This window comes from Phenylobacterium sp. (genome assembly GCF_965229015.1).
Taxonomy (GTDB): Bacteria; Pseudomonadota; Alphaproteobacteria; order Caulobacterales; family Caulobacteraceae; genus Phenylobacterium.
This window is the reverse complement of the sequence record NZ_CBDDIM010000002.1, coordinates 1,392,599-1,404,740: the sequence shown is the minus strand read 5'-3', so window position 1 is coordinate 1,404,740 and position 12,142 is coordinate 1,392,599. Positions and strand designations below refer to the sequence as shown.

Sequence of the window (12,142 nt, the reverse complement as noted above, 5' to 3'; positions counted from 1 at the left end):
TGCGGCGTGTAGCCGAAACCGCAGGCGAGCGCGAGGCCCTTGCGGGGGTCACTCCGCCGCGGCGGCCGGGCTCTCGGCCTTGACCGCCCCCAGGGCGGCGGTGGCGCGGCGGCGGATCACGTCGCCAGCACGGGGCTCCCGCAGCAGGGCGGCGCAGTCGGCGGCCACCAGCAGGTGGGCGCGGCCCGATTCGGGGTCCTCCACGGCGCCCTCGCGGATGAGGGCGAGGGCCTCCTCCACATAGTCGTCGATGGTCTCGCCGATCTTCTCCACCACCTTGGCGCGGGTCGACGCGAAGCCGCCGTAGTTGGCGCTGGTGCGCACCGACTCGATGAAGGTGAGCAGGGTCATGGCGCGGCCCACCGCCTTGGCGTCCGGCTCGCCGGTGAGGCGCGGCAGGCTCTTCATCATGCGGGCGACGCGAACGGTCTGGGAGGGCAGAGCGGCGCCGATGACCTTCTCGCACTCGCGAAGGCGACCCTCGACCACGGAGGCCAGGCCCTTCTTCTGCTTCTGGACCCGCCCGCCCCAGCCGCCCTCGCGGCCCAGGTCGATGGCGTTCTCCATCTCGGCGATCTGCAGGGTGATGAGTTCGACGGTGGCGCCGGCGTCGCGTCCCGCCTGGGGGCCGCCGTCGAGGTCCATGTGGACGACCTTCAGCAGGTTCCTGTCGATCTCGTCCATCACCCGGGTGGCGAAGACCGAGAGCTCCGAGGCGGCGAGATAGTGTTCGGTCGGACGATCCATCACCGCCGAGACGATGCGCAGGATGGTCCAGCGCTCCGCCAGCTGGGCGGCGAGCATATCGAAGAAGCGGGGCCCCGCATCGTCGGAGATGGCCACGGCGTCCTTGTAGGCCACGCGGGCGGCGGCGGCCCGCTCGTCGGTGGTGCGGCTGATCCATTCGGGCAGGCGCAGGGTGGCCTCGCGCACGATGGGAGACAGGGCCAGGCAGGAGAGCAGCAGTTCGGCCCCGCCCTTGCGGCACTGGTCGGCGAGTTCGGCGGCGGCGGCGAAATCGCGCTGCTCGCGCTCGCGCAGGCCGTCGGCGGCGAGCACGACCAGGACGTCGAAGGGTTCGGTGGAGGTCTCGTCGGCCCGGTAGTCCACCAGGGTGCGCTCGGCCTTGAGCACCTCGTCGGGGGCGGTCGCCTTCAGGGCGCGCCAGATCAGGGCCAGGACGCGGGAGGGGAAGACCAGGCGCTCGGGGTCGGAGCCGTCGCCGATGAACAGGGGGGCGACGGGAGCGAGCACCGCGTTGCGCAGCCGGCGGTCGGCGACCTCGCCCTCCACCAGGCGGCGGACTCCGGCCAGGACCGAATCTCCGGAGGCGGCGGCCAGCGCGTTCTGCAATCCGCCCACGACCTTGTCGGGCGCCGATTCGACGAGATGGCGGACGATTTCGATCTTGCGGTCGGACAGACCGGACATGAGTACGCTCCTGACGCGCTCGGGGGACACGCGTCAGCGAAGAACATGGTTCCGCGCGGGTTAAGGCTTTCCAAAGGCTAAGGAAATCACGCCTCGGCCCGCGGCAGCTCCAGATCCACGGCGAGTCCACCCAGGCGTGCGTGCGACAGGGTGAGAGCCCCGCCATAGGCGCGGGCCAGTTCGTCGATGATGTTGAGGCCCAGGCCCGATCCGGGGGCGCTCTCGTCCAGCCGGGCGCCGCGCCGGACGGCGGCCTCGCGCTCCTGCGGCGACAGGCCCGGCCCGTCGTCCTCGATGGAAAGCCTTAACCGCTCGGGGGAAATGGCCTGCGCGCGGACGCGGACCTTGCCCGCGCACCACTTGGCGGCGTTCTCCATGGCGTTGCCCGCCAGCTCCAGCAGGTCCTGGCGCTCGCCGAGGAAATAGAGGTCGTCGGCGGCGTCCCAGTCGATGGTGACGCCCTTGTCCTGGAAGATGCGCTCGAGGGTCCGCGACAATTCGTCCAGCACGTCGGCGACGGAGGTCCGTTCCCCCGAACCTTGCGTGCGGGCGGCGGCGCGGGCGCGGCGCAGGTGGTGGTCGACCTGCTGGCGCATGGCCTCCGACTGGCGGGTCACCACCTCGGCCAGGGGTCCGGGCTGGGCCTGTGATTCGGCCAGCATGACCGAGAGCGGGGTCTTGAGCGCATGGGCCAGGTTGCCAACGTGGGTGCGCTGGCGCTCCACGACCTCCTGGTTGTGGGCCATCAGGGCGTTGAGCTCGTCGGCCAGGGGCTTCAGTTCGGTGGGATAGGTCCCCTCGATCCGCTCGCGCTTGCCGCGCCGCACATAGGCCACCTCGTGGCGCAGGGCGAAGAGCGGGGTCAGGCCGACGCGGACCTGGATCACCACAGCGGCCACCATGCCCACCCCCAGCAGCAGGAAGGCCACGGCGGTGGCGGTGACGAAGTTGCGGATGTCGCGGTCGACGGGACTGCGGTCCTCGGCGGCCATGAACACCACGGGGGCCTTGCCGCCGGGCAGCTCGGCCCGGGTGGCCATGGCCCGCAGGGGTTCGTTCAGGGGCCCGCGGGTGTCGTAGACGATCGGCTTGCCGGGGTCGGCGGCCAGGCGCAGGGCCAGGTCGGGCGGGGTCTTGAGCTCGCTGTCCCACAGGGAGCGGGAGCGGACCCGGGGCTTGAGCACCCCGTTCACCGGGACGCTGATCTGCCAGTACTTGCCGGAATAGGCGCGCAGGGCCCGCAGGTCGGTCAGGGCCGGGGCCAGGACCTCGCCCGCGTCATTGATGGTGGTTCCGGCGGTGAGGTTGTCGATCAGCTCGGCCAGGCCCTGGTCGAACCGGCGCAGGGCCGCCTGCTGGAACAGCAGGGCCAGGACCAGGGCGGTGACCACCAGGACCGCCAGGGACCAACCCGCCGCCAGGATCACCAGGCGGCGGACGAGGGAGGGTCGGCTCAGGACCTCGAATTTCACGAGCCGGCCGCCTCGCCTCCAAGTTCGTCGGCCGGCGCGGTCAGCCGGTAGCCCAGGCCGCGCACCGTATCGATGCGGTCGGCGCCGATCTTCTTGCGCACCCGGCCGATGAAGACCTCGATGGTGTTGGAGTCGCGGTCGAAGTCCTGGTCGTAGAGGTGCTCCACCAGCTCGGTGCGGCTGATCACCCGGCCCTGGTGCATCATCAGATAGTGCAGCAGGCGGTATTCCAGGGAGGTGAGCCGCAGGGGCTCGCCATTGACCGTGGCCCGGGCGGCGCGGGGGTCCAGGCGCAGGCCGCCCACCGACAGGCTGGGGGCCGCGTGGCCGGCCGAGCGGCGCAGCAGGGCGCGCAGGCGGGCCAGCAGCTCCTCGGTGTGGAAGGGCTTGGTGAGGTAGTCGTCGGCCCCGGCGTCGAAGCCGGCCACCTTCTCGCTCCAGGCGCCGCGGGCCGTCAGGATCAGCACCGGGACGGCCATGTTCCCACGCCGCCAGCGCTCCAGGACCGAGACCCCGTCAACCTTGGGCAGGCCCAGGTCGAGGATCACCGCGTCATAGGGCTCGGTCTCGCCCAGGAACTGGGCTTCCTCGCCGTCGGGGGCATGGTCCACCGCGTAGCCGGCGTCGCCCAGGGCGGCCTTCAGCTGGCGCGACAGGTCCGGATCGTCTTCGACCAGAAGAATACGCATCGTGTCCTCTTCAGCCTTCGCGCGACAGGATCTGGCCGCTCTCGGCGTCGACGATAAAGATCATCACGCGGCCGTCGGGGGTCTGCCACTGCACGAAATAGGCGGGGCGGCCGGAATAGTCGCCCATGGTGGTGTTGAGCTGGCGGCCGGGGGTGCGCGAGGCGATGCGGGCGATGACCTGGGACAAGGACACCTGGCGGCCGCCGCGCACGGCGTCGCGGGCCTGGTCCTGGTCCCCACGGGCGCCGTAGGACGGCCGCCCGTAGTCCGGATAGCCCTGAGCCTGGGACGCCACCGGGGTGAGCGCCAGGAGAAGAGCGGCTATGGCGAGTGAACGCTTCATGCCCGACGGTTTAGAGACCCGCGACTGAACCCAGCCTGAATAAGGGGTTTATGCAGGCGGTGCGGCGGTCTGTCACGCGGGAGGCGTGTGAGAGGCGAATGGGGCGGGACCGATGAGCGCCCCGCCACCAGATCGCCGGCCCGTCAGGCCACCTGCGGCCGCAGGGCGATGACCCCCTCCGTCCGAGCCCGGGCCTCGGCGGAGCTCAGGCAGGTGGCGACCGCCTCGTAGCCCGGCGCGCCGGGATAGGGGGCGACCTGGATCGGCGGATTGTGGTTGGCCGGGCACAGCAGAATGGCCTCGTCGGATGTGACCATCGCCAGATCCAGGATCGCGCAGGAGCGGGTGAGCAGGAACAGCGGCCGGGCGGCGTGATCCCGGCGACGCAGGTGGACCATGAGGGCCTCCTGGCTGGCTTCGTCCAGGTCTTGTTCCACCAAGTCGATCACCAGGGGGCCTTCCCTCTCCAGTTCGGTCAGCAGGATCAGGAGCGCGTCCGAAGGCGTCGCGCCCTCCTCCACGAGCCAGGCCAGGTCGCGGTCGACCCGCGCCTTGAGGGCGAGGTCGGCCTTGAGCCGCGCCAGAGCCACCCCGTCCGTGCGCCGCTCCGGCGCGAGGAAGACGCCGCCCGGAAGGGTCTCCGCCAGCCGCTTGGCCAGCCTGGTCTTGCCGCTGCCCAGCGGGCCGGTGATGAAGGTCAGGGGCGCGATGTCCCGCAGTTCGAACCGCTCGCCGCCCCAGGGCCAGGGCAGGTCGAATCCGACGCTGGGGCCGGGCCGCAGCAGGCCCGCCAGGTCGCCGGCGCCCGGCGCCTGTCCGCGGGCGAGGTCGGTCCGCAGGCGGGCGACTTTTTCCATCGCGCTGGCAAGGTGACGGGCCTGGCCCTCGAGGCTGGCCTGGTGGGCCGCCAGGGCGGGCTCCAGGCCTGCCGCCTCGCCGTCAAGGACGCGGGCCACCTGGGAGAGACTCAAGCCCAGGGCGCGGAGATCGGCGATCTCGGCGGCGCGGGCCATGTCCTTCTGGCCGTAGGCGCGGTAGCCGGCGGCGGTGCGGTCGGGGGCCAGAAGGCCGCGCTCTTCATAGAGACGCAGGGCCTTAGCGGAGACGCCGAGACGGCGAGCGGCCTCGGCGGGAGAGAGGAAGGGAGAGCTCACGAATCACCTCGTTGCGGGTTGACCGTAGGCTTATCGGGGCGGTCCCAGGGGCCGGGTCAACGGACGTCTATGAGAGGGCGTCAAGCTCCGCCCGCTGCTTGCGGGTGAGCCCGGCGCGGATGAGGTCGTAGGAGCCGGCCACCAAGCGTTCGATCTCGTCCGAAGGCACGTCGGAGTCCAGGGTGACACAGATCCAGAAGCGGCGGTCCAGATGGCTGCGGTGTCCGACCCCCTCGTACTGCTCGCGCAGAATCTCCACGAGGTGGGAGTCACATTTCACGATGACGGAGGGCTCGCCCTTCAGGGTCAGGATGGCGAACATCTTGCCCATGACCTTGTAGAGCACCACGCCAGGGGCCGAGGGCAACGGCGACCCGACGGCGCCGGGCCTGCCCTCCAGGACCGTCTGCAGGGTCGCGGCCGACAGGCTCATCGCCGCGCCCTAGTGGGACAGGGACAGCAGGTTGCCGTCCGGATCCTTGAACCAGCAGACGCCGCCCGCGCCGCCGGGCGGCGTCCAGACGCCCAGCTCGTCCTGGTCCATGCCCTCGAACCGTTCGAACCTGACGCCCCTGGCCGCCAGGTCGCGGGCCGCCGCGCGGACATCGGGGACGCGCCAGCCCAGGGCGGTGAAGGGCTGGGGCGTCAGGGCGGAGACCTTGCTCAGGCGCAGCGGGACATTGGCGCCGTCATAGGTGAGGGCGAAGGGGTCTTCGTCGACAAGGTGGAGGCCGAGCAGGTCGCCGTAGAAGCGCTTGGCGGCCTCCGGATCGGTGATGGCCAGCATGGGCTGGATGGGGCGCTCGCTGAGCATGGAGCCTCCGTCGCGTGGGGGCGCGTTCCGCGGCCCCCTTCACGATGCGAAGGATAACACGGGTCTGCGATCGGCCTAGACCGAGATCAGCGGCGGCGGGGCGTGTAGGGACGCTCGGCGCGCCACTTTTCGGCGAAGGCCTCCAGCTCCGGATCGATCGTCTCGGGCAGCATCAGGACGATGCGGGCCAGCAGGTCGCCCCGCTTGCCGTGGGAGTCCGAGAGGCCGCGGCCCTTGAGGCGCAGGGAAGAGCCGGTGTTGGCGCCCTTGTGCACGGTGACATTGACCGGGCCGTCCGGGGTCGGGGCCTGGACCTTGCCCCCGAGGATGGCGTCGGGAACCGAGACCGGCAGGTCCATCACCAGCTTGTCGCCCTCCCGCCGGAAGATGGCGTGGGGTCGAATGGTCATCTCGATGAAGGCGTCGCCGGGGCCGGAGCGGCCAGGGGAGCCCTGACCCTTCAGGCGCAGGGTCTGGCCCTCCTCCGCCCCCTTGGGGATGGAGACGTCGATGGTGCGGCCGTCGGAGAAGGCGATGCGCTTCTTGGCGCCGTGGATGGTGTCCTCCAGGTCGATCTCGAGCCGGGCGCGGACGTCGGCGCCGCGCTGGGAGAAGCCGCCGAAGCCGCCGCCCTGGCCGCCGCCGCCGGGGCGTCCGCGGCCCAGGATGTCGCCGAACAGCTCGCTGAGGTCGATCTCCGGGCCCTCGGCCTGGCCCCGGGGGCTCCAGCCGCCGCCGCCCTGCTGGCCGAAGGGGCTGCCGCCGCCGAAGCCGCGCATGGTCTCGCGGCCGTCGGCGTCGATCTCGCCGGCGTCGAACTTCTTGCGCTTGTCGGGATCGCCGATGATGTCGAACGCGGCGCTGACGCGCTTGAACTTCTCCTCCGAGGCCTTGTCGCCCGGATTGGTGTCGGGGTGGTGCTTCTTGGCCAGCTTGCGGAACGCCTTGCGGACCTCATCGGCGCTCGCGCCGCGGGCCACGCCAAGTTCCTGATAGGGATCGCCAGCCAAGAGACAAAGACCTTCGGTGGTTGTTCGACAGATGTGGGGAACGCGTGGCCTTCAATTAGGCTGTTCGCCACCGTGCGCAAGGCCTCATGTGACAAAAATGCCACATACTGTCCCGCCCGATGAGCCGATAGCCTGCGCCCCTGAAGCCCGGGGCGCCATGACCATCGTCAAACTCTTCCTCTGGCCCCGGGGCCGCCTGTCGCGCGCCGGCTTCTGGCGCGCCCTGCTGATGGCGGCGCTGGCGGCCTTCGCCATCGACCTTGGCCTCTATCTGGCCGGCCTGTTCCATCCGCTGGAGGTGAGGTTCTACCTGGCCCTGGCCGGTCTCTATGTCTGGCTCTGCCTGGCGGCCAAGCGGCTGGAGGACGCCGGGCGCTCGCGCCTGCTGGCCGCGATCCCCGCCGCGGCCCTGGTCCTGGGCCTGGCCTCGACCGCCTTCCTGGTGGGGGCGCTGGACGGACGGGCCCCGGCGCCGACGACGATGATCGGGGTCTTCGGGCCCCTGGCGGGGCTGCTGATCTTCCTGGGCGCGACGGTCTGGATCGGCGCGGCGCGGGCGAAGGCTGACCCTCAGTCGTCGCCACGCTCTTCCATCAGGTCGTAGGCGATGAACTCCAGGGCGTCCTCGGAGCGCGCCAGCTCGTTCTCGCTGATCGTCTGGCCGCGGACCGAGACCCCGGCGCGGTGGACGCTCTCGGGATCGCCGGAGATCAGGGGGTGCCAGTCGGCCAGGCCGCGGCCCTCGTTGATCCGGCGATAGGCGCAGGACAGGGGCATCCACTCCAGGGTCTCGACATTCTGCGGCGTCAGCTTGATGCAGTCGGGGACATATTTCTTTCGCCCGGCATAGTTACTGCAGGCGCAGGTCTTGGCGTCCAGGAGGCGACAATGCACGCGGGTGGGGATGATCTCGCCGGTGTCCTCATCCTCGAAGCGAACCAGACAGCAAAGCCCGCAGCCGTCGCATAGGCTCTCCCACTCGACCGCCGTCATCTGGCGGAGTGATTTCGTTTCCCAGTAAGGTCTCGTCGCCATGGTGGTGGCGTCCTAAACCAAAAGCCTCCCCGCCGCCCTCCTTAGTTTGACCAAGTGACCGACTGGAACCTCGATCCTTACAAGTTTCCGGACTCGCATCCGAGCCCGCGGGCGCCCGACGCGCCGGCGCCTGAAGCCGTGACCGAGGAACCCTTCCGGGCCGACCTGCCCCGGCCGCGCAAGGCCAAGCCGCCCAAGCCCCCCAAGCCGCCCAAGGCCAAGGGCGGCGGCGGCGGTCGCGGCGGCGACTTCGGCGGGACCCCGCGCGGGCGGCGCGACCTGCGCTGGCTGTGGACCACCCTGGTGGTCGCCGCCGCCGTCCTGGCGCTGGCCGTGCTGGGGGCGGCCGTCTATGTCCAGCAGGTCTATCTGAAGGACATCCCGGCCCTGCCCGAGCGCGAGGCGCTCTATGCGATCAACCGGGCGCCGGCGATCAAGTTCTTCGACAAGACCGGAGCTCTGATCGCCTCGCGGGGGCCGAAGTACGGCGACCGGGTGACGCTCGGCCAGCTTCCGGCCTATGTGCCGCGCGCCTTCCTGGCCGCGGAGGACAAGCGCTTCTACCAGCACGGGGCGGTCGATCCCTGGGCCATCGTCCGCGCGGCGCGGGCCAACTACGCCGCCGGGCGGGTGGTGGAGGGCGGCTCGACCCTGTCGCAGCAACTGGCCAAGGGCCTGTTCCTGACCCCCGACCAGACCATGAAGCGGAAGATCCAGGAGGCCGTCATGGCCCAACGCCTGGAGAAGATGCTGAGCAAGGACGAGGTGCTGGAGCTCTATCTCAACCGCATCTATTTCGGGGCCAACACCTTCGGCGTCGACGGCGCCAGCCGCACCTATTTCGGCAAGCCCGCCAGCCAGCTCACCCTGTCGGAGGCGGCCCTGCTGGCCAGCCTGCCCAAGGCGCCCTCGCGCATGGCGCTGAACCGCAACATGGCCGGGGCCCTGGAGCGCCAGCGCCTGGTGCTGGAGCGCATGGCCGGCGAGGGCTGGATCACCGCGCAGGACGCCCAGGCCGCCGAGGCCGACACCCCCCGCATCAGCCCCGCCGCCTTGGCCAATGACGGGGACATGGGCTACGCCCTCGACTACGCCACCAACGAGGTCCTCAAGCTGGTGGGGCCCAACTCGCCCGACCTGATGGTCCGGCTGACCATCGATCCCAAGCTGCAGGCCACCGGCGCCAATATCCTGCGCCAGGTGATCGCCACCGAGGGCAAGGCGGCCGGAGCCTCTCAGGCCAGCATGGTGGCCATCTCCGCCGAGGGCGCCATCCGCACCATGGTGGGCGGCCTCGACTACAACGCCAGCGTCTTCAACCGCGCGGTCCAGGCCCGGCGGCAGCCCGGCTCGTCCTTCAAGCCCTTCGTCTACGCCGCGGCCCTGGAGAAGGGGGTCATGCCCACCGACGTGCGCATCGACGGCCCGGTGAAGTTCGGTGACTGGCGGCCGGAGAACTATGGCGGCGGCTATCGCGGGGCGGTGACCGTCGAGACGGCGCTGGCCCACTCCATCAACACCGTGGCGGTGAAGCTGGCCCAGGAGGTCGGCGGCCCGGCCATCAGCGAACTGACCCGCCGCTTCGGCATCACCACCATCCCGGCCAATCCGAACCTGTCGGTGGCGCTGGGCTCCTACGAGGTGCCGCTGATCGAGATGGTCTCCGGCTTCCAGGTCTTCCAGACCGGGGGCAACCGGATCACGCCCTACATGGTCGACGAAATCAAGACGATCGGCGGCCAGCCGGTCTTCCTGCACCAGACCTCGTCCCCCGTGCCTGCCTACGACATCGCCCGCGCCAGCATGATGGTGAAGATGATGAAGAAGGTGATCACCGGCGGCACCGGCACCCGGGCCAACTTCGGCCGCCCGGCGGCCGGCAAGACCGGCACCAGCCAGAACTGGCGCGACGCCTGGTTCGTGGGTTTCACGCCCGACTATGTGGCGGGCGTCTGGGTCGGCAACGACGACGACAAGCCGATGAACCGGATCACCGGCGGGGTGATGTCGGCGGCGATCTGGCGGTCCTTCATGGTGGTGGCCCACGAGAAGCTGCCGGTCCGCGACTTCGACTGGCTGCTGCCTGATCCGGAGCCCGAGCTGGAGGCCGACCCGCGCAACGACTTCTACGAGGGCTTGGCCGACGAGTTCTCCGCCGCCGCCCGCGAGGCCGAGGCCGCGATCCCGCCCGAACCCGCCGAGCCCAAGCCGGAGGCCGTCGACAAGCCGCCGGTCGAGGAGATTCCGTTCTAGTCCTTGTAAGGCTTGCTTCGCGCCCGCGCCTCGCTATGTCGGACGCCGCATGAAGCCACCCATCCTCGCCTTGAAGAACGTCCGTCTGGCCGACGGACCGAAAATGCTGTTCGACGGCGTCGACCTGTCGGTGGAGCCGCGGTCGCGCGCCTGCCTGGTGGGACGCAACGGGGCGGGCAAGACCACCCTGCTGAAGCTGCTGGCCGGCCAGATCCAGCCCGACGACGGCGAGCGCGCCGTGCAGCCGGCCACGCGGATCGCCTATGTGCCCCAGGAGCCCGAGATCGTCGGCTCTACCCTGCTGGAGCACGTCACCGCCGGCGGCGCCGCCGAACACGAGGCCGAGGCGGCCCTGGCGATCTTCGGCATCGACCCGGCCAAGTCGACGGCGGGCCTGTCCGGCGGCGAGATCCGCCGCGTGGCGCTGGCCCGCGCCTTCGCCGAGGACCCCGACCTGCTGCTGCTGGACGAGCCCACCAACCACCTGGACATCCTGGCCATCGAGACCCTGGAGGCGGAGCTGACCCGCAGCCGCGCGGCCATGGTCATCGTCAGCCACGACCGCGCCTTCCTGGAGCGCACCACCCAGCGCTGCTTCTGGCTGGAGCACCGCAAGGTGCGCCGCCTCGACAGGGGGTTCGCCGCCTTCGACGCCTGGGTCGAGCAGATCCTGGCCGCCGAGGTCGAGGAGAGCCGCCGCATCGACAAGAAACTGGAGCAGGAGGAGTACTGGCTGCAGCGCGGGGTCACCGGCCGCCGGGCCCGCAACGAGGGCCGCCGCCGCGCCCTGATGGAGCTGCGCCAGGTCAAGGTCGAGCGCCTGCGCGACACCCGCGGCGAGATGAACATGGGCATCGCCTCCTCCGGCCTGTCGGGCCAGCGGGTGATCGAGGCCAAGGGAATCTCCAAGGCCTTCGGCGACCGAACCCTGCTGAAGAGCTTCTCCACCCGCATCCTGCGCGGCGACCGGGTGGCCATCGTCGGCCCCAACGGGGCGGGCAAGACCACGCTGGTGAAGATGCTGCTGGGGGAGATCGCCCCCGACACCGGCTCGGTGAAGCTGGGGGCCAATCTGGAGACGGCCTATATCGACCAGGCCCGGGCCGATCTGAAGCCCGACATGATGCTGCGCGACGTCCTGACCCCCCTGGGGGGCGACCAGGTGATGGTGCGCGGCCAGCCCAAGCACGTGAACGCCTACGCCAAGGACTTCCTGTTCACCGACGCCCAGATCCGCCAGCCGGTGCGCAGCCTGTCCGGCGGCGAGCGCAACCGCCTGCTGCTGGCCCGGGCGCTGGCCACGCCGGCCAACCTGCTGATCCTGGACGAGCCCACCAACGACCTGGACATGGACACCCTGGACCTGCTGGAGGACCTGCTGGCCGACTTCGAGGGCACCCTTATCCTGGTGAGCCACGACCGCGACTTCATCGATCGCCTGGCCACCTCCACCATCGCCCTGAACGGCCGCGGCGACGTGGTGGAGACCCCCGGCGGCTGGCAGGACTTCCTGCGCCAGAACCCCGGCTACTTCCGCGCCATCGGCGAGGCGCCCGCCCCGGCCAGCGCCCCCAAGGCGGCGGCCAGGCCCGCCGAACCCAAGAAGGTCACCAAGCTCTCCTTCAAGGACCAGCACCGGCTGAAGGAGGCCGAGGGCCTGATGGCCAGCCTGCCGGCCAAGATTGCCAAGCTGGAGGCCGACATGGCCGATCCGGCCCTCTACACCCGCGATCCCGCCGGCTTCGACCGGCTGACCAAGGCCCACGCCGCCGCCCAGGCTGAACTGGCCAAGGCCGAGGAGGACTGGATGACCCTGGAGGAGATGCGTGAGGCCCTGGAAGCGGGGCGGTAGGGACTGATTCGCTCCAGCCACGCGAATGCTGTGGATAGATTTCGTCGCTGGTTCTTAAAGGAAATTCCCGGAAAATCCCCAAAACATCC

12 protein-coding genes are annotated in these 12,142 nt (G+C 70.5%); 3 read left to right on the top strand and 9 right to left on the bottom strand.

The annotated features are described in order from the left end of the window. Positions 1 to 48 precede the first annotated feature (48 nt). The 8 genes from ACO06I_RS23160 to ACO06I_RS23125 form a co-directional block, all read right to left on the bottom strand. A complete protein-coding gene (locus ACO06I_RS23160; protein WP_421934976.1) occupies positions 49 to 1,431 on the bottom strand; it encodes a hypothetical protein in 1,383 nt (460 codons plus the stop codon). Positions 1,432 to 1,517: 86 nt separating this feature from the next. Beyond that, positions 1,518 to 2,903, bottom strand: coding sequence for an ATP-binding protein (locus ACO06I_RS23155; protein WP_421934975.1), 1,386 nt, complete (start codon positions 2,901 to 2,903; stop codon positions 1,518 to 1,520). Continuing rightward, on the bottom strand, positions 2,900 to 3,592 hold the full coding sequence (locus ACO06I_RS23150; RefSeq protein ID WP_421934974.1) for a response regulator transcription factor: 693 nt from the start codon (positions 3,590 to 3,592) through the stop codon (positions 2,900 to 2,902). Before ACO06I_RS23150 ends, ACO06I_RS23155 begins: the two co-directional genes overlap by 4 nt. Positions 3,593 to 3,602: 10 nt before the next feature. Beyond that, on the bottom strand, positions 3,603 to 3,935 hold the full coding sequence (locus ACO06I_RS23145; RefSeq protein ID WP_421934973.1) for a PepSY domain-containing protein: 333 nt from the start codon (positions 3,933 to 3,935) through the stop codon (positions 3,603 to 3,605). 143 nt (positions 3,936 to 4,078) lie between these two features. Further along, positions 4,079 to 5,089, bottom strand: coding sequence for a MerR family transcriptional regulator (locus ACO06I_RS23140; protein WP_421934972.1), 1,011 nt, complete (start codon positions 5,087 to 5,089; stop codon positions 4,079 to 4,081). Positions 5,090 to 5,156: 67 nt separating this feature from the next. After that, complete coding sequence (locus tag ACO06I_RS23135; RefSeq protein ID WP_421934971.1) at positions 5,157 to 5,522, bottom strand: MmcQ/YjbR family DNA-binding protein; 366 nt, start codon at positions 5,520 to 5,522, stop codon at positions 5,157 to 5,159. Between the two features lie 9 nt (positions 5,523 to 5,531). Next, entirely contained in the window at positions 5,532 to 5,903 is a 372-nt protein-coding gene (locus tag ACO06I_RS23130; protein ID WP_421934970.1) for a VOC family protein, read from the bottom strand. Between the two features lie 86 nt (positions 5,904 to 5,989). Continuing rightward, the gene (locus ACO06I_RS23125) at positions 5,990 to 6,913 is read right to left on the bottom strand and encodes a DnaJ C-terminal domain-containing protein (protein ID WP_421934969.1); all 924 of its coding nucleotides are present in this window, start codon (positions 6,911 to 6,913) and stop codon (positions 5,990 to 5,992) included. Positions 6,914 to 7,070: 157 nt separating this feature from the next. On the opposite strand from ACO06I_RS23125, the gene ACO06I_RS23120 reads away from it, so the two are divergent. Continuing rightward, entirely contained in the window at positions 7,071 to 7,517 is a 447-nt protein-coding gene (locus ACO06I_RS23120) for a hypothetical protein (protein ID WP_421934968.1), read from the top strand. Here the strand turns inward: ACO06I_RS23120 and ACO06I_RS23115 are convergent. Continuing rightward, positions 7,484 to 7,948: a YcgN family cysteine cluster protein gene (locus tag ACO06I_RS23115; RefSeq protein WP_421934967.1), complete on the bottom strand. Its 465-nt coding sequence runs from the start codon at positions 7,946 to 7,948 to the stop codon at positions 7,484 to 7,486. The genes ACO06I_RS23120 and ACO06I_RS23115 overlap by 34 nt on opposite strands. A gap of 54 nt (positions 7,949 to 8,002) precedes the next feature. Between ACO06I_RS23115 and ACO06I_RS23110 the strand changes: the two genes are divergently transcribed. Beyond that, positions 8,003 to 10,201: a transglycosylase domain-containing protein gene (locus ACO06I_RS23110; protein ID WP_421934966.1), complete on the top strand. Its 2,199-nt coding sequence runs from the start codon at positions 8,003 to 8,005 to the stop codon at positions 10,199 to 10,201. A gap of 49 nt (positions 10,202 to 10,250) precedes the next feature. Beyond that, positions 10,251 to 12,053: an ABC-F family ATP-binding cassette domain-containing protein gene (locus ACO06I_RS23105; RefSeq protein ID WP_421934965.1), complete on the top strand. Its 1,803-nt coding sequence runs from the start codon at positions 10,251 to 10,253 to the stop codon at positions 12,051 to 12,053. The last annotated feature ends 89 nt before the right edge of the window (positions 12,054 to 12,142 follow it).

What these genes read in the sequence shown, in the direction of transcription:
- ACO06I_RS23160 (WP_421934976.1), bottom strand. Translation starts at nt 1,431, where the DNA reads ATGTCCGGTCTGTCCGACCGCAAGATCGAAATCGTCCGCCATCTCGTC.
- ACO06I_RS23150 (WP_421934974.1), bottom strand. Translation starts at nt 3,592, where the DNA reads ATGCGTATTCTTCTGGTCGAAGACGATCCGGACCTGTCGCGCCAGCTG.
- ACO06I_RS23145 (WP_421934973.1), bottom strand. Translation starts at nt 3,935, where the DNA reads ATGAAGCGTTCACTCGCCATAGCCGCTCTTCTCCTGGCGCTCACCCCG.
- ACO06I_RS23135 (WP_421934971.1), bottom strand. Translation starts at nt 5,522, where the DNA reads ATGAGCCTGTCGGCCGCGACCCTGCAGACGGTCCTGGAGGGCAGGCCC.
- ACO06I_RS23130 (WP_421934970.1), bottom strand. Translation starts at nt 5,903, where the DNA reads ATGCTCAGCGAGCGCCCCATCCAGCCCATGCTGGCCATCACCGATCCG.
- ACO06I_RS23120 (WP_421934968.1), top strand. Translation starts at nt 7,071, where the DNA reads ATGACCATCGTCAAACTCTTCCTCTGGCCCCGGGGCCGCCTGTCGCGC.
- ACO06I_RS23115 (WP_421934967.1), bottom strand. Translation starts at nt 7,948, where the DNA reads ATGGCGACGAGACCTTACTGGGAAACGAAATCACTCCGCCAGATGACG.
- ACO06I_RS23105 (WP_421934965.1), top strand. Translation starts at nt 10,251, where the DNA reads ATGAAGCCACCCATCCTCGCCTTGAAGAACGTCCGTCTGGCCGACGGA.